The organism is Amycolatopsis ultiminotia, assembly GCF_039536925.1.
Classification (GTDB): domain Bacteria; phylum Actinomycetota; class Actinomycetes; order Mycobacteriales; family Pseudonocardiaceae; genus Amycolatopsis; species Amycolatopsis ultiminotia.
The window spans coordinates 60,873-77,174 of sequence record NZ_BAAAZN010000027.1 but is presented as its reverse complement, the minus strand read 5'-3'; the positions used below and the strand labels follow the sequence as shown (position 1 = coordinate 77,174).

Genomic DNA, 16,302 nt, shown 5'->3' with positions numbered 1-16,302 from the left:
TGAGCCTAGACGTTCGATCGATCGATCGATAGTGTCGATCTCATGCAGGTCGACGCGGTGTACGAGAACGCCAGGCTGGTCACCGGGGAGAGTGCGCTGGCCGTGTTGCACGGCCGGATCGTGGCGCTGGGGGAGGACGCGGAAGCGCTGTCCACCCGGCGCCGGGTGGACCTCGGCGGTGCGTTCGTGGCGCCGGGGTTCCACGACGCGCACAACCACATGGCCTGGTTCGGCATGGCCCTCGACGACGTGGCGCTGAGCGACTGCCGCAGTGTCGAGGAGGTGTACGACGCGGTCGCCCGGCGGGCTGCCGGGCTGCCCGCGGGCAGCTGGCTTGTCGGCAGCGGGTACGACCAGAACAAGCTGGCGGGCGGGCAGCATCCGGACCGCCATGGGCTGGATCGCGCGGCACCGGGCCTGTCGGTACGGCTCAAACACACGTCGGGACACATGACGGTGGTCAACTCCGCCGTACTGGACCAGCTCGATCTGGCGAACGTGCCGGTCGGCGGGGACGTGGTGCTCGACGCCGACGGCTCGCCCACCGGGTTGCTGCGCGAGCAGGCGCAGCTGCTGCTGCGGCCGCTGACGTATCCGACGCCGATCGAGTCGGTGGTGCGCGGCCTCGACCGGGCGAGTGCGCGGTACCTGTCCGAGGGCATCACGAGTGTGCAGGAGGCGGGGATCGGCGGTGGGCTGGTCGGCGAGACGCCCGCCGAACTCGCCGCGTACCAGCTGGCCCGCGAACGGGGCGTGCTGAGGGTGCGGAGCACGGTGATGGTGGCCGCGAGTGTGCTGCACGACCTGCCCGACGGCGCCGGTTTCGGCCTCGACCTCGGCCTGCGCACCGGACTGGGCGACGAGTGGCTGCGGATCGGCCCGGTGAAACTGTTCGCGGACGGTTCGCTGGTGGGCCGCACCTGCGCGATGCACGAGCCGTTCGAGGGCGAACCGGGCAACCGGGGGTACTTCCAGGTACCGGAGGAGGAACTGGCGCGGACCATCCGCCGGGCGCACGACGCGGGCTGGCAGATCGCGACGCACGCGATCGGCGACCGGGCGATCACCGCGGTACTGGACGCGTACCAGGCAGCGCTGACCGCGACTCCGCGCGCGGACCACCGGCACCGGATCGAGCACTGCGGGGTACTGCCGCCGGCGGAATTGACCCGGCTCGCCCGGCTGCGCCTGATCCCGTCGCCGCAGGGCCGGTTCGTGAACGAGCTCGGCGACGGCATGCGGGCTGCGCTGGGCGAAGCACGGGTGCCGTGGTGCTACCGGCTGCGGAGCCTGCTGGACGCCGGCTGTGTGCTGCCGGCCAGCTCGGACCGCCCGGTGGTCGAGGGTGCGCCGCTGCCCGCCATGGCGGACATGGTGGCCCGCCGCACGTCCACGGGCGCCCCGTTCGCCGTCGAGGAGGCACTGACCCCGGCGGAAGCACTGCGCGCCTACACCTACGGCTCGGCCTACGCGACTTTCGCCGAGTCGTACCTCGGCACGCTGGAACCGGGGAAACTGGCGGACTTCGTCGTACTGTCCGCGGATCCACTGTCCACAGTGGAGAAACCGGCGGTGCTGGCGACCGCACTGTCCGGCGAATTCCGCTACGAGGCGGGATGAGCCGGATGGTCATGACCCCGGACCGACACGCCGGAGCCCGGCCGTCCGGCGCTTCGGCGACGGCCGGGGTGGCCATTCCGGGCGAGCGGTGGGCAGCTTGGGGCGGAGCCGGGCTCGGGCCGGGGGAAGGTGGCCGGCCGCCGGTGGGGGTCTGGACGGCGGCGCTGGGCAGGCGGGGGCAGGACTGTCCGGCCTTCGCCGGTTGCCGTTGGTGCGGCCGGCCGGAGTCGGGCCTGGGTCACGCGGGAGTCGCCGGCCGCCGCAGGGCGGTCGCCGAGGCCGTGGTGCCGGCAGGGCATGCGGCTATCACCGACCGCGGCCCGGCCGCGGCGCCGCGCGGCTCGGGTTGGCGGCACGGCCTTCGCCGGTTGCCGCTGCGCGGCGTCGCCGCGGGTTGGCTTGCCTCGTCCATGCGGTCCATGCGGTCCATGCGGTCCATGCGGTCCATGCGGTCCATGCGGGCGTTGCAGGCCAGGCGGGCGTTGCGGGCGTTGCGGGTTGTGCAGGCCATGTGGGTCGTGCGGGTTGTGCAGGCCGTGTGGGTCGTGCGGGTTGTGCAGGCCGTGTGGGTCGTGCGGGCTGTGCGGGGCATGTTGGTTGCCCGCCCGTTGGGGTGTGGAGTGTCCAGGGGTGCGGGTCGGCGGGCTGCATCCGTCCGACGGTGCGGGCCCGCGCGCGTCGTTGGCACCGGGTGGTCGGCGCGGGCGGACGGTCGGTGGAAGCGCGGTCGGGCTGGTGCACGCTCCACGTGCTTGAGCCAGGGTGCCTTCGGGTCGCTCAGCGGTCGGCGAGGCCTCGACATCGCAAGCCGGTCGGGCTCGTGGCTCACCGTCGTCGGCGTGCGGGGGGCTCGTGGTTCAGCGTTTTCGTCGGCGTACGAGGGTTCGTGGCTCAGGGTTGTCGGCGAGCGGGGGCTCGTGGTTCAGAGTCGTCGGCGTGCGAGGGCGTGGTTCAGCGTTTTCGGCGTGTCGGGGTTCGGGGCTTGGCGTTTTCGACGAACGCCATCGCCTCGCTCGCCAGTTCTGCCCACTCCAGTGGGGATTCCGGGGCCACCGCGAACCACTCCTTCATCGGCGTGCCCTTGTTGGCGTCGAAGCGCACGCCGTGGCCGTCGGCTACCAGGGTGTCCACCCGCGGCTTCGGCAGTTTCACCACGAGCCGTCCGCGTACGAACATGGCGAAGATCCGGTTGTGCACCCGCAGTGCGTGCGAGCCGAAACCGCGGCTCGCACCCGGTGGAGTGACGCCCGTGACGTGCTGGAACTCGTCGACCAGGTCTTCGAACCGTTCCTCCTCGGTCATGCCCGCACCGTACCCACCACCACCGACCGAAACCGAACAGAAAGGGGCGCCCGATGCCCGTCCGTGAGGCCGTCTTCGAGGACGTCGAGGAGATCTGCGCGCTGATCGAGGAGCACGCGGTCTACGAGGGCAAGCACGACCTCGCACTCGACCGCGCCGAGATGAGCGGGCACCTGTTCGGGCCCGAGCCGAAAGCCTGGGTGCTGATCTGCACCCCGCCGGCACGTCCGGACCTTGTGGCCGGGTTCGCCTTCTGCAGCTGGAACTTCTCCACCTGGGAGGCCAAGCCGGGGATCTGGCTCGACGATCTGTTCGTCCGCCCGGAGCACCGCAGGCACGGGCTCGGCCGCGAGCTGCTCGACGCACTGCGCGCGCGCACCACCGGCCGCGTCGAATGGGACATGCAGCAGGGCAACGCCAAGGCCGAGGCGTTCTACGCCCGGCTCGGCGCGCAGCCGGTGCCGGGCTGGACCCGCTACCGCTGGCAGCCGTGAGCGCCCGCGCCAGGGTCGTCGCCGAAGTACCGGCCCGTATCGTATGCGGCATGGGAGATGGTTCCGTCCGGAAGTCGTCCTCGGTCGAGGACTACGTGCGGGTGATCTATGGGCTCGTCGAACGCGGTGAGTCGGTCACCAACGCGTCGCTGGCCGGGCGGCTGGAGGTCAGCCCGTCGTCGGCGTCCGGCATGGTCACCAAGCTCGCGCAGCTCGGCCTCGTCGAGCACGTGCCCTACCACGGTATCGAGCTGACCGCGGAGGGCCGGTTGCTCGCCCGTTCGGTGCTGCGCAGGCACCGGCTGATCGAGACGTACCTGGTCTCCGAGCTCGGCTACACCTGGGACGAGGTGCACGCCGAGGCGGACGCGCTCGAGCACGCCGTGTCCGATCTGCTCGTGGAGCGCATCGCGGGCAAGCTCGGCAACCCGGCCCGCGATCCGCACGGCGATCCCATCCCGGCCGTCGACGGCAGTGTCGAGGAACTGCCCACGCGGATACTGGACGAGCTGGCCCCCGGTGCGGTCGGCGAGATCGTGCGGGTGTGGGACACCGATCCGGAACTGCTGCGCTACCTCACCGAACACGCGATCGGTCTCGGCGAGCGGATCGAGGTGGTGGAACGCCAGCCGTTCGGCGGCCCGATGGTGGTCAAGGTCGGCCAGCCGCCGGACGTGGCCACCCATGCGATCGGCAAGGAGATCGCGCAGGCCCTGTCGGTCGCGGTGCGCTGAGCTGCCGGACGGGCGCGCGTTCCCGGACCGGGCAGCTCGCCGCAGTGTCTATTGTGGACAATAACGGCATGCGGGCGAGCCTGCCGAGGCGGGCGATCAGCAGGCAGCGGTGGGGAATTTCTTACGGCACGGTCAATTCCGGCTGTGTCGGGCTGCCGCGCGGTGCCCTCACAAGGGTGAGAGCTCTTCCGATCAAGCCGGTGTCCGGCCTACGCTGCGAGATTCCCCGGAGAAGTGGTTCGGAGCGTGTGCGATGACCGGTCAGCGGACGGTCGGGCAAAAGGAAGTGAACGCCAGGGAACTCGGGCGGCTGCTCGAGACCGGCCCGTTCGACGAGGCGCTGCGGGTGGCGATCCGGGCCCGCGGGCTCGGGCTGGAACGGATCAGGTACCGCCTGCGCAGCCGCGGTACCGCGGTGAGTCTCGCGACGCTGAGCCACTGGCAGTCCGGCCGGTGCCGTCCGGAGCGCCCGGAATCGCTGCAGGCGCTGGAGAACCTGGAAGACATCCTCGGCCTGCCCGGCGGTGTGCTCCGGCGTCTGCTGGGGTCGCCGCGTCCCCGCGGCCGGCACTCCGGCTGAACGTCGGGCTTACGATCGGGCGCATGCGTGCGGTCGTGATCGAGGAGTTCGGGGTCGTGCCCCGGGTGCAGGACGTGCCGGATCCGGAGGTCTCCGACGGTGGGGTTGTGCTCGCGGTCGAGGCCACCGGGCTGTGCCGCAGCGACTGGCACACCTGGCAGGGGCACGACGACGCGGTGCGGCTGCCGCACGTCGCCGGCCACGAGCTGGCCGGGCGGATCGTGGCGGTCGGCAAGGGGGTGCGGGGCTGGCCGGAAGGCACGCGCGTGACGGTCCCGTTCGTCTGCGCGTGCGGCGTCTGCGCCCAGTGCGCCCGAGGTGACCAGCAGATCTGCGATGACGAGTGCCAGCCCGGCGCCACGCACTGGGGGTCGTTCGCCGAGTTCGTCGCGATCGAGCACGCCCAGGCGAACCTGGTCGCACTGCCGGACGCGATGACCTCCGCCGAGGCAGCAGCGCTCGGCTGCCGCTTCGGCACCGCCTTCCGCGCAGTGTTGCGACAGGGCGGCGTACGCGCGGGGCAGTGGGTGTCGGTGTACGGCTGTGGTGGCGTTGGCATCTCCGCGGTGCTGCTGGCTGCCGCAGCGGGCGCGAAGGTGGTAGCGGTGGACGTCTCGGCGCACGCTCGTGCCCTGGCCGAACGCTCCGGTGCGGTACTGAGCGTGGACGCCGGTGCGTTCGACGGTCCCGAGAAGCTGGCTGCGTACGTCCGCGACCGCACCGACGGCGGTACCCACGTGTCGCTGGACTGCCTCGGGTCGCCGGCCACCTGTGCCGCGTCCGTCGGCAGTCTGCGCAAACGAGGCCGGCACGTACAGGCCGGGCTGATGCCGCCCGCGCAGGGCGTGGCGCCGATCCCGATGCACCGGGTGATCGGGGGCGAACTGGAGATCGTCGGTATCCACGGCCTGCCCGCGTACGAGTACCCGGAGCTGCTCGGCGTGGTCGAGCGGTCCGGGATCGACCTGGCCGGGCTGATCGGGCACCGGATCGGGCTCGACGGCCTCCCCGGCGCGCTTGCCGCGATGAGCGATCCGGTACCGGCGCGGGCCGGGGTCACCGTGGCCGAGTTGTAGCTGATCAGGCCTGGTGCCCGCGGCGCCGGTGTGGAATTCTGCGGAAGTGGCGGCAAGTGGCGAGGGGAACCCGCCGCAGGGGCGCCCGCCCGGGTGGCTCCTGCGGCCGTCCGCCCGGCACAATCGGCCCGGTGGAGCTGCTACCGCGACCCCGTAGGGAGATCACGCCGGGGGCGGTGCACGTCCCGGACTGGCTCGGTCCCGAGGAGCAGCGCGCGCTTGTCGAGGCCTGTCGTGGCTGGCGGGGGTACCGCGCGACCCGGTTGCCGGGTGGCGGCGTGATGTCCGTGCGCACGGTGTGTCTCGGCTGGCAGTGGCTGCCGTATCGGTACTCGCGCACCCGGGAGGACGGTTCGCCGGTGCAGCCGTTCCCGGAGTGGCTGGCCGACCTCGGCCGTCGTGCGCTCGCCGAAGCCAACGGCCGTCCCGCCGACGACTACCACCCCGATGTCGCGCTCGTGAACTACTACGACGCCACCGCGAAAATGGGGATGCACCAAGACAAGGACGAGCGCTCGCCGGATCCGGTGGTGTCGCTCAGCCTCGGCGACAGCTGCGTGTTCCGGTTCGGCAACACCGAGCACCGCAACCGCCCGTACACCGATGTCGAACTGCAGTCCGGTGACCTCTTCGTCTTCGGCGGTCCGGCTCGGCTGGCCTTCCACGGGGTGCAGAAGACCTTGCCGGGCACGGCGGATCCGGCGCTCGGGCTGACCGGACGGCTCAACCTCACGCTGCGGGTGTCCGGCCTGGCACGGTGAACCGCACCCGCTGCCCCGGCCGCAGTTGCGCGGCGAGGTCCAGGTCCGGCTCGGCGACCACGGCGGCGACCGGGTAGCCGCCGGTCACCGGATGGTCGGCGAGGAACAGGATCGGCACGCCCGACGGCGGCACCTGCAACGCGCCCGGCACCGCTGCTTCCGGGGCCAGCTCCCCGGCGCGGGCACGGGTCAGCGCTGCGCCCTCGAGCCGTATGCCGACCCGGTCGAGGTCACTGGTCACGGTGTATCCGGCACCAGTCAAAGTGGACAGTGCAGAGCCGGTGAACCAGTCCAGCCTCGGCCCGGGTTCGAGCCGGAGCAAGGGTTCTTCCGGCAGCAGCGGACACGGCGCGATGTCGGCGGCGGGCCAGCCGGTCACCCGATCGCCGATCGGCAAGGTCATCCCGGCCGCGAGCGGCGGCGGGCCCAGCTTGCCCAGCGTGTCGGTGGCCCGGGAGCCGAGCACCGGTCGCACGTCGAACCCGCCGCGCACCGCGACGTAGCTGCGCAAGCCGCGCCCGGCCGTGCCCAGTACCAGTTCTTCTCCGGGGCGCAGCGTGATCGGCACGCAGGTGCCAGCCTCCCGGCCGCCGGCCCGGACCGGGACGGCCGCACCGGTGACCGCGACGGTGGCGTGCTCGGAGACCCGAATCCGCAGCCCGCCGAGCGTGACTTCGAGCGCCGCATGCGTTTCCGGGTTGCCCACGAGCCGGTTAGCCAGTTTCAGCGCACCGCGGTCCGCCGCGCCGGACCGGCCGACGCCGACCGCCGCATATCCGCTCCGGCCGAGGTCCTGCACGGTCGCGAACGGTCCGGGCGTGCGGATTTCCACCTTGCCGGTCACCGGATCACCTCGAACCGCACCCGGGTGCCGGGGGACAGCAGATTCGGTTGCGGCCGTTCGACGTCCCACACCGTGACGTCGGTGTGCCCGAGCAGCTGCCACCCGCCCGGCGACGGATGTGGGTAGACCGCGGTGTACTCGCCGGCGATGGCCACTGCACCGGCAGGCACCCGCGTGCGAGGTGTGCTGCGGCGCGGCAGGTGCAGTACGGGGTCGAGGCCGGTCAGGTACGCGAACCCCGGTGCGAAGCCGCAGAACGCTGCGACGTAGCTGCCAGAGGAATGCCGTCGCACGACTTCCTCGACCGAACAACCGGTGGCCTTCGCGACGTCGGTCAGGTCTTCACCGTCGTAGCGCACCGGCAGCACGACCGAACCGGCCTCGGTGACCTTTCTGTCCACCAGGGACATTTCGGCCAGCGAACGGCTGATCGCGGCCGCGTCGGTGCGTGCCGGATCGAACTGCACCAGCAGTGTCCGCGCCGCGGGGACCAGCTCCACCACGCCATCGGGCGGATCGGCTTCGCAGGCGGCCTGGAAACCCAGCACGTCGTCGACCTCGACGAGCACCGCTGAACCGCCGTAACGCAAGACCGTGATCACACGAACGACCTCAACGGCACGCCCGCTTCGGTGAGTGCGGCACGGATCCGCTCTGCCAACTCGACTGCGCCAGGCGTATCTCCGTGCACACACAGGGAATCCGCGCGAAGTGTGAGCCGGCCGCCCTCCGCGTCGCTGACGTCACCAGTGGTCGCCATGGTGAGGGCGCGCGTGGCGACCTCCGACGCGTCATGCAGCACCGCGCCCGGCTTCTTTCGGGACACCAAACGGCCTTCTGGCGTGTACGCGCGGTCCGCGAACGCCTCGGCGTACGCCGGGACGCCTGCCGCCATCGCCGCGTGCAGCATCTCCGAATCCGGTGGGCACAGCAGTGCCAACTGCTCGTGATGCCGCCGTACGCCCTCGACCAGTGCGGCAGCCTGCTCCTGATCGACCGCTGCGGTGTTGTACAGCGCACCGTGCGCCTTCACGTAGCGCACGTGACTGCCAGCGGCGCGCGCGAAACCGTCTAGTGCGCCGATTTGGTACAGCACTTCGTCGGCGAGGTCTTCCGGTGCGATGTCGAGCGCACGCCGGCCGAAACCGGCGAGGTCGCGGTAACCGACGTGCGCGCCGATCGTGACCCCGCGCTCGGCTGCGCGGTCGCACACCCGGCGCATCACCCGCGCCTCGCCCGCGTGGAAGCCGCAGGCGATGTTGGCGCTGGTCACGATGTCGAGCATCGCGTCGTCGTCGCCCATCTTCCAGGCGCCGAAGCCTTCGCCGAGGTCGCTGTTGAGATCCATGTCAGTCCGTCCGGTAATCGCGGTCTTGCTTGTCGGTCAAGAACATGTACCCGGGGGCATGTGTGATGGCGAACGGCGGCTGCGACGCCATCAACGCGGCCTGCGGGGTGACGCCGCAGGCCCAGAACACCGGTACGTCGCCCGGCTCGGCGGCCACCGGTTCGCCGAAGTCCGGCCGGTCCAGGTCGGTGATGCCCAGTTCGGCCGGATCGCCCACGTGCACCGGCGCGCCGTGCACCGCAGGCATCGCACCGCTGATGCGCACCGCCTCGGCCACCCGTTCGGCCGGGAGGTACCGCATCGAAACCACCATCGGCCCGTACAGTCTGCCTGCCGGTTCGCACTGGACGTTCGTCACGTACATGGAAACGTTGCGGCCCTGCTCCGCGTGCCGCAGCGGGATGCCGGCGGCCCGCAGCCCGGTTTCGAAAGTGAAGCTGCAGCCGATCGAGAACGCCACCATGTCGCTGCGCCACAAGCCGGTGGCGTCGGTGACTTCACCGGTCAGCGCACCGTTGTGCCATACGCGGTAACGCGGCAGGTCGGTGCGCAGGTCCGCATCGGGTGCGAGCTGCGTGGCCGGATCGCCCGGTGCGCTCACGTCGAGCACCGGGCAGGGCTGCGGGTTGCGTCGGCAGAACTCGTGCACGTCCTCGGCCCAGTCCTGCGGAACGGCGATCAGGTTGGTCTGGGTGTAGCCGTCCGCCCAGCCGGTGGTCGGCCGCTCGGTGCCGGCCCGGAACAGCGCGCGGGCCTGCGCCGGGGTGAGCGTGGACGGGTCCTGGAACGTCGTCATGACGGCACCGCCGCCAAGTCCCTGCCGCGGGTCTCTGGCAAGCCGAGCAACGCCAGCGCGGCGATCGCGTAGCCGACGGCACCGAGCACGATCGCGCCGCCCGCGCCGAGGAACCCGACCACAGCGGGGAAAGCGGCGCCGACTGCACGGCCGAAGTTGTAGGTGAAGCCCTGTCCGGTGGCGCGCACCTCGGTCGGGTACAGCTCGGCGAGGTACGCGCCGAAGCCGCTGAAGATTGCCGAAGTGGAGAAGCCGAGCGGGAAACTGATCAGCAGCATCAACCCGTTCGCGCCGTAGGGTAGCTGCACGAACAGCACGATCAGGATCGCCGACAGCACGGAGAACAGCAGGAAGGTCTTCTTGCGCCCGAGCAGGTCGGTGAGATAACCGCCGCAGACGTAGCCGACGAACGCGCCGGGGATCAGCAGCGCGAAATATCCGCCGGTGTTGACGACGGACAGTCCGCGGCTGTCCTTGAGGTAGTTCGGCATCCAGGTGAACAGCGTGTAGTAGCCGCCCTGGACGCCGGTCGCGAGCAGCGCGGCGAAGACGGTGGTGCGCAGCAGCCCGTGCCGGAAGAGTCCGGCGAGCGACCCGCGGCTCTTGGCCGCGGCACGGCGCGCGGTGACCTCCGGCGCGTCCTCCACCCTGCGCCGCACCCACAGCACGAGCAGCGCGGGCAGCACGCCGACCCAGAACAGCACCCGCCAGGCGACCGCCTCGTCGAGCACGCTGAACAACACCGTGTAGACGATCACCAGCAGGCCCCAGCCTACCGCCCACGCGCTCTGCACGAACGCAACCGTGCGCCCGCGGTACCGGGCCGTGCAGTATTCCGCGACCAGCGCGGCGCCGACCGCCCATTCGCCGCCGAACCCGAGACCCTGCAGACCGCGGAACACCAGCAGTGATTCGAAATTGGGGGCGAACCCGCAGAGCACCGTGAACACGGTGTACATCGCGATGGTCAGCTGCAGCGTGCGGACCCGGCCGATGCGGTCGGCCAGCACACCCGCACCCACTCCGCCGATCGCGGACACCACCAGCGTCGTGGTGCTGAGCAGACCGGCTTCGCCGGAACTGATGCCGAAGTACGCGGTGATCGCGGCGAGTCCGAACGGCAGGGTCTGGTAATCGAACGAATCGAGACCGTATCCGCCGAACGCGGCGAAGAAGGCGTGCCGGCCCTTGCGGCCGAGCGAACGGAACCAGGCGAACGGGCGGGCCGCGTCCGTGGTGCCGTCGGTGACGTGGACGTTCATGGGGGGCACCTCACAAGGGGGACAGCTCATGGTGGCACGAGTCACATGCGGAACACCGTACGTATCGTTGAACGATCCCACAAGTCTCTCATTGGATTGTCCTTCATTCTCTGGTTACGCTGGGCGACGTGGTCACCGAAGAAGCCCCACCGGGGCTGGAAGCCGACCGCGGCCTGCTGGGTCGCACGAGCACCGCGGAGCGCGTCGCCGGCGTGCTCCGCACCCGGATCGCGGAGGGGTTCTTCCGGCCCGGCGGGCGGCTCTCCGAGCAGGACATCGGCAAGGCGCTCGGCGTTTCCCGCAACACGCTGCGCGAGGCGTTCCGCCTGCTCGGTCACGAGCGGCTGCTCGTGCACGAGCTGAACCGCGGGGTTTTCGTGCGCATGCCGAGCGTCGAGGACGTCCGCGACATCTACCGCGTGCGCCGGATCGTGGAGTGCGCGGCGGTCCGCGGGGTCACCGCGAAACCGGCGGCCTACCGGCGGATCGCGAGCACCGTGGCGGACGGCGACCGGGCCGCGCAGCAGCGGCGCTGGCAGGAACTGGGCACCGCGAACATCCGGTTCCATACCGAACTGGTCGCGCTGACCGGCAGTGAACGCGTGGCGGAACTGATGAAGGGGCTCACCGCCGAACTGCGCCTGGTCTTCCACGTGATGGCCGATCCGCGCCGTTTCCACGAGCGATACCTGCCACGCAACCACGAAATCCTGAACATGCTGGGCGAAGGCGACGGGATGCGTACTTCCGATCTGCTCGCGACCTACCTCGACGACGCGGAAACGCAGCTGGTCGAGGCGTATGCGGAACGCGCCGGGGAAAACTGACCCGAAGGCAAGGGGGTGCGGCGCGGACGGGCAGCCGAGCGTGGTCGTTGGGGCTGATTGGCCGCCGGGGACCTGCCGCGCCGCGGCTGCCGCGGCTACCGTCGGCATCAGCCGCGTGAGGCCGTCAGGCCCCGGGACCCCCAGCCGGAGCAAGCGGCGTGGAGCCGGATCGAGGACGGCCGCCCCCGACCCCGATCCGGCCGCACGCGGTGTGGGAGATGGTGAAGAGGGGTGAAGTGCGGCGGGCCGTGGTCCCCGGGGGGAGATCACGGCCCGCCGTCACTGCCCGTCCGGAGTGTCCGTTGTGGACGGTTCCGGACCCGGTGCACGTGCCGTTGGGGGCGGTCGTCGTTGTGGACGGTGCTTGGTTCGGTGCCGCGGTCATCGTTGTGCCGCCCCATGTTCTGGTGCATCGCTGGACCGTGGTGGGGACCCGCCAGGTGCGCGCTGCATCCGTTGCGTGGATCAACGGGTCCACCGGGGGCGTCGGTCGCTCAGGCCGCGCCCGCTCCCGAGCGGAGTGCGCCGCCCTTTGCCGGTAGCCGTGGATCCGCGCCCTGGTCCAGCAGTGCGGCGACGGGCAGTGTGCCGGCTCCGGTGGCGACCGCGTCCAGGCCGAGCTGGGCCAGCTCGATGGAGGTCTGGCCGAAGGGGTGGCGCAGTGCGTGCGCGCCTGCGGTGTCGCGGATCAGCGGCAGCGACCGTTCGCCCAACGCCAGTCCGGCCCAGCCGCCGACCACGATCCGCTCCGGGTTGAACAGGTTGATCAGGTTCGCGATCCCCGCACCGAGGTAGCCGGCGGTCTCCGCCAGCACGTGCTGTGCCGTCTTCGATCGGTCCGCAGCCGCGAGCAACGCGGCGAACTGCTCCCGTTCCGAATCGCCTGGCACAGCTTTGCCCCGCGCACGGCGGTAACGGGCCAGTACTGCTTCCGCGCCGAGGTAGGCCTCCAGACAGCCGTGCGAACCGCACCGGCAGGGCGCGCCGCCGTAGACGATGGTGGTGTGGCCCCATTCGCCGGCGCTGCTGGTGGAACCGCGGTAGGTGGCGCCGTCGGCGATCACCGCGGCGCCGACCCCGGAACCGACCAGCACTATCACCGCATGCCGCGCCCCGCGTCCGGCACCGAACCACATTTCGGCCTGCCCCTGGGTTTTCGCCCCGTTGTCCACGAACAGCGGGAGCTGGATCCCCGCCGCCCGCAGTTCCGCGGTGAGCGGCACCGACTCCCAGCCGATGGTCGGCGCGTGCACCAGCACCTGTGCGCCCTGCTCGACGGTGCCCGGTACCCCGACGCCGACCCCGAGCACGGTTTCCGCGCCGGTCCCGGCCAGCACCTCGTTCAGCCCGGAAACCACGGCCTCGACGACGGCACCCGGTTCGGTACGGGCAGGCGAGAGCTCGTGCTCCACCGTGGCCAGCGGGCGCATCGCGAGGTCGAACAGCTCGACGCGCACGCCGGTTTCGCCGATGTCTACCCCGGCCACGTGCCCGTAGCCCGGATCCACCCGCAGCAGCACCCGCGGCCGTCCGCCGTCGGATTCCACCAGCCCGGCCTCGGTGATGAGCCGCTCCTCGGCGAGCTCGCCGGTCACGTTGCTGACCGTCGCGGCGGAGAGCCCGGTGAGCCGGCTGAGCTCGTGCCGCGACAGCGGGCCGTCGAAGTACAGTTTCGACAGCAGCAGAGATCGGTTGTGCCGCCGCAGATCGCGGACGGTCGTGCGCTTGCTCGCCATATGCCACCCATCCGGCCTGGAACTTCTCCGTACCAGAATGCCCGATCACCATAAGTTGCCGCCATGTATCAACTAGTGAACTAAGGCTCGAACGGATGGGCGTCTGGCACAATCGCCCCGGTGACGAGGGTGCTGCGGCAGACGACCCGCGACTTGCGGCGGCACAACCGGGCGGCCCTGCTGTGCTCGCTCTACCTGCGTGGCCCGGCGAGCAGGCTCGAACTGGTGGCGGAATCCGGGTTGAGTCCCGCGACGGTCACGAACGTGGTCGCCGAGCTGATCGCCGACGGCCTGGTCGCCGAGGCCGGGTCCGTGGAGTCCGACGGCGGGCGGCCCCGCACGTTGCTGCGCGTGCGTCCCGACTTCGCCAGGGTGGTCGGCGTCGACGTCGGCGAAACGCATGTGTGCGTGGGGCTTTTCGACTGCGCGCTGGAGACGCTCGCCACCGTGCAGCTGCCGCTCGGCGGTACGAATCTCGAGCCGGTGGAGGTGGCCCGGCAGGTGCGTGCCGAGGTGACGCGGGTGCTCGGGGAATGCGGGGTCGCACCGGACGGGGTGCTCGGCGTCGGCGTCGGAGTACCCGGCGCGGTGCGTGATGGTGGCGTCGTGCACGCGCCGACGCTCGGCTGGGCCGGGATCGGTTTCGGTGACCTGCTGCGGGCACATCTGCCCGTCGCCGCGCCGGTGCACCTGGACAACCGCGCCCGCACCCTCGGCCAGGCGGAGATGTGGCGGGGCGCCGGCCGGGGCGCGGAACGTGCGGTGATCGCGTTGCTCGGCGTCGGCGTGGGCGCCGCGTTCGTGACCGGCGGTGCTTCGTTCCCGGCGATCACGACCACCGAATGGGGACACACGGTGGTGCAGTCCGGTGGTGCGGACTGCCGGTGTGGCTCGCGGGGTTGCCTGGAGGCCTACGTCGGCGCGGAGGCGGTGGTGCGCCGTTACCTGGACAAGCCCGGTTCGGAACCGGTGCACGGCGGACAGGCCGAGGCGCAGCTCGCGGAGGTCGCCGCCCGTGCGAGGACCTCCGGCGCAGCCGCGGAAGCGCTCGCCGAGACCGGTGAGTATCTGGGAATCGGGATCGCGAACCTGATCAACCTGCTGGCCCCCGACCGGGTCGTGCTGGCGGGCTCGGCGGGTGCGGTACTGGGCCGGGCCGTCGTGGCGCACGTCCGAACCGCTTCGGCCCGGCACGCACTGGCCTACCTGGCCGAATCCACCGCCATCGAACCCGGCCACCTGGGTCCGGAAGCGGTAGCCCTCGGCGCGGCCACCCTGCCGATCGAAGCCCTGCTCGCCTCGGGCGGCCGCACCGCAGCCTGAGCCGCCCGGCCACGCCGTGTGCCGGGCGATGCGGGGCGGACGTCAGGTCTTCCGGACGGCGCTGGTAAATCCGGCGATGAAAAGGGTGGCGAACGCCCAGGCGCCGAATCGCAGTGCCCATCCGGTCGCGGTGAGGATTTGTCCGGTGGCGCCGTCGGTGGTGTCGCAGTGGGTGCGGGTGCCGGGGGTGATCAGGGGAGTGCCGACTTCCAGGCCGATCCCGATGCGTTCGACAAGAGTGCAGGGCGCGGGGCCCGGTGCCGGCGGGTTCCGGACTTGGGTGAGGCCGCCGTGACCGCCGAGTGCGCAGGCGAGGACGACCGAGACGGCGATGGCCGCGACGAGGCCGATCAGGGCACGCCAGGGTTGGTAGCCGTACCCGAGGGTCAGCCCGGTGAAGCGGACCCACGCGCGTTCGGCACGGCTCGTGATCGCCCGCCGAAGAACCTGGTCGCGACGTTGGGCCAGCAGGACCCGCCGGGCTTGGTCGTCGTGTCCGGCAGCGCGGTGCGCGGCGGCCAATTGCTGGTAGGGCTGAGCGGCGTAGAAGGGCGTTCCCCCGCGTAGCAGCCGCAACCAGTCGTCAGTGGTGAGGCCCGCCGGGACCTCGGAGTAGACGAGGCCGTCCACGTTCAACCGCGCCGATGGGTTGGTGAGATGTTCCAGCCGTGCCGGCTGGAACACCAGGAGTCCGTCAATCCTGGCACCGGACAGAGTGACGGTGACCGCGCCGGCTCCGATCGCCTCGAACCCGTCACGCAGGAACACGTTCTCGCCGACCTGTAAGCGTTCCGCATGGAGTGCGGGTCCGGAGTCGTTGCGCAGCTTGGCACCCTGGCAGCTGAGCTGACCGCCGATGCGGGCGCTGTGCAGCCGGACCGTCCCCTGCTTGCCGGTTCCGACTGCTTCGAACCCGTCACGCAGGAACACGCTCTGGTCCGCCTGCATGCGTTCCGCGTCGACGGCGGGTCCGGAGTCGTTGCACAGCTTCGCTCCGCAGCATTGCAGTGCGCCGAGCCGGGCGTCCGATATGTCCACCGCACCACTGGCGCTGTGCCCTTCGACGACGACCTGGTCGAGAAAGAGGGCGGTCGTGGTGAGCCGGGTTGCGGCCATCGGGGCCGCATGCGGGTGCTCCAGCACGCTCCCGGTCAGGTCGAGCGTCGGCAGGTGTGCGTCGCGGGCAATCAGCCCGTCCGACAGCAGGCAGTCGCGCAGTTCCAGCGCGACGGTACTGGTGAGGTTTTCCAGATCGAGCCGGCCCGTGATGCGCGCTCCGCGCAGGCGCAGCCCGTGGGGGTCGGGTTCGGGGGCCAGCCGACCCCGCAGGATGTCCCGCACCACCGCCGCCCGTACCGCCCGGGACGTGTCCCACGACCGCATCTCGGTCCGGTCGATCGTCTCGTCCTCGGCAAGATCGAGCACGGCACCGCGCTCCACGTGGTCGACCAGCGCACGTTCCACCTCGGTCAGCGCCGGTCGGGCAAGCTCGACATCCACGAAAGGCACGATCCCACAGTGCCGGGGCACTCGTGCCGATTCCGCCATTCGCCAATCCCGGTGCCGCGACCTCGCCGGCCGGCGGAAGTCGAACGCAGC

16 protein-coding genes are annotated in these 16,302 nt (G+C 71.1%); 8 read left to right on the top strand and 8 right to left on the bottom strand.

Annotated elements, in window-relative coordinates:
• Nucleotides 1–42 precede the first annotated feature (42 nt).
• Entirely contained in the window at nt 43–1,620 is a 1,578-nt protein-coding gene (locus tag ABD793_RS38935) for an amidohydrolase (protein WP_344868608.1), read from the top strand.
• Between the two features lie 951 nt (nt 1,621–2,571).
• Here the strand turns inward: ABD793_RS38935 and ABD793_RS38930 are convergent.
• Entirely contained in the window at nt 2,572–2,922 is a 351-nt protein-coding gene (locus tag ABD793_RS38930) for a hypothetical protein (RefSeq protein ID WP_344868606.1), read from the bottom strand.
• Nucleotides 2,923–2,975: 53 nt separating this feature from the next.
• Here ABD793_RS38930 and ABD793_RS38925 point away from each other — a divergent pair, with 53 nt between their 5' ends.
• The 5 genes from ABD793_RS38925 to ABD793_RS38905 all read left to right on the top strand — a co-directional run bounded on the left by ABD793_RS38925 (nt 2,976) and on the right by ABD793_RS38905 (nt 6,567).
• A complete protein-coding gene (locus tag ABD793_RS38925) occupies nt 2,976–3,416 on the top strand; it encodes a GNAT family N-acetyltransferase (protein ID WP_344868604.1) in 441 nt (146 codons plus the stop codon).
• A gap of 50 nt (nt 3,417–3,466) precedes the next feature.
• The gene (locus ABD793_RS38920) at nt 3,467–4,150 is read left to right on the top strand and encodes a metal-dependent transcriptional regulator (protein WP_344868602.1); all 684 of its coding nucleotides are present in this window, start codon (nt 3,467–3,469) and stop codon (nt 4,148–4,150) included.
• Nucleotides 4,151–4,403: 253 nt separating this feature from the next.
• Nucleotides 4,404–4,730, top strand: coding sequence for a transcriptional regulator (locus ABD793_RS38915; protein WP_344868600.1), 327 nt, complete (start codon nt 4,404–4,406; stop codon nt 4,728–4,730).
• Nucleotides 4,731–4,753: 23 nt separating this feature from the next.
• Complete coding sequence (locus tag ABD793_RS38910) at nt 4,754–5,806, top strand: alcohol dehydrogenase catalytic domain-containing protein (RefSeq protein ID WP_344868598.1); 1,053 nt, start codon at nt 4,754–4,756, stop codon at nt 5,804–5,806.
• A gap of 131 nt (nt 5,807–5,937) precedes the next feature.
• Nucleotides 5,938–6,567 (top strand): alpha-ketoglutarate-dependent dioxygenase AlkB family protein, encoded by a 630-nt coding sequence (locus tag ABD793_RS38905; RefSeq protein ID WP_344868597.1) that lies wholly within the window; start codon nt 5,938–5,940, stop codon nt 6,565–6,567.
• Here ABD793_RS38905 and ABD793_RS38900 read toward each other — a convergent pair.
• From ABD793_RS38900 to ABD793_RS38880, 5 genes are read right to left on the bottom strand one after another with little or no spacing between them, the layout of a single operon-like run.
• Nucleotides 6,536–7,411 (bottom strand): 5-oxoprolinase subunit C family protein, encoded by an 876-nt coding sequence (locus tag ABD793_RS38900; RefSeq protein WP_344868596.1) that lies wholly within the window; start codon nt 7,409–7,411, stop codon nt 6,536–6,538. The genes ABD793_RS38905 and ABD793_RS38900 overlap by 32 nt on opposite strands.
• Nucleotides 7,408–8,010 carry a 5-oxoprolinase subunit B family protein gene (locus ABD793_RS38895; RefSeq protein ID WP_344868644.1) on the bottom strand — a complete coding sequence of 201 codons (603 nt, stop codon included), beginning with the start codon at nt 8,008–8,010 and terminating at the stop codon, nt 7,408–7,410. The genes ABD793_RS38900 and ABD793_RS38895 overlap by 4 nt, the downstream gene beginning before the upstream one ends.
• Nucleotides 8,010–8,759 (bottom strand): LamB/YcsF family protein, encoded by a 750-nt coding sequence (locus tag ABD793_RS38890; protein ID WP_344868595.1) that lies wholly within the window; start codon nt 8,757–8,759, stop codon nt 8,010–8,012. Before ABD793_RS38890 ends, ABD793_RS38895 begins: the two co-directional genes overlap by 1 nt.
• Before the next feature lies 1 nt (nt 8,760).
• Nucleotides 8,761–9,555: a putative hydro-lyase gene (locus tag ABD793_RS38885; protein ID WP_344868593.1), complete on the bottom strand. Its 795-nt coding sequence runs from the start codon at nt 9,553–9,555 to the stop codon at nt 8,761–8,763.
• The gene (locus ABD793_RS38880; protein WP_344868592.1) at nt 9,552–10,817 is read right to left on the bottom strand and encodes an MFS transporter; all 1,266 of its coding nucleotides are present in this window, start codon (nt 10,815–10,817) and stop codon (nt 9,552–9,554) included. The genes ABD793_RS38885 and ABD793_RS38880 overlap by 4 nt, the downstream gene beginning before the upstream one ends.
• Nucleotides 10,818–10,945: 128 nt before the next feature.
• On the opposite strand from ABD793_RS38880, the gene ABD793_RS38875 reads away from it, so the two are divergent.
• Nucleotides 10,946–11,644, top strand: a complete 699-nt coding sequence (locus ABD793_RS38875) for a GntR family transcriptional regulator (protein ID WP_344868591.1) — start codon at nt 10,946–10,948, stop codon at nt 11,642–11,644.
• 494 nt (nt 11,645–12,138) lie between these two features.
• On the opposite strand, the gene ABD793_RS38870 is transcribed toward ABD793_RS38875, so the two are convergent.
• A complete protein-coding gene (locus tag ABD793_RS38870; RefSeq protein ID WP_344868590.1) occupies nt 12,139–13,380 on the bottom strand; it encodes an ROK family transcriptional regulator in 1,242 nt (413 codons plus the stop codon).
• Nucleotides 13,381–13,500: 120 nt separating this feature from the next.
• On the opposite strand from ABD793_RS38870, the gene ABD793_RS38865 reads away from it, so the two are divergent.
• The gene (locus tag ABD793_RS38865; protein WP_344868589.1) at nt 13,501–14,703 is read left to right on the top strand and encodes an ROK family transcriptional regulator; all 1,203 of its coding nucleotides are present in this window, start codon (nt 13,501–13,503) and stop codon (nt 14,701–14,703) included.
• Nucleotides 14,704–14,745: 42 nt separating this feature from the next.
• On the opposite strand, the gene ABD793_RS38860 is transcribed toward ABD793_RS38865, so the two are convergent.
• The gene (locus ABD793_RS38860; protein WP_344868588.1) at nt 14,746–16,212 is read right to left on the bottom strand and encodes a hypothetical protein; all 1,467 of its coding nucleotides are present in this window, start codon (nt 16,210–16,212) and stop codon (nt 14,746–14,748) included.
• Between the last annotated feature and the right edge of the window lie 90 nt (nt 16,213–16,302).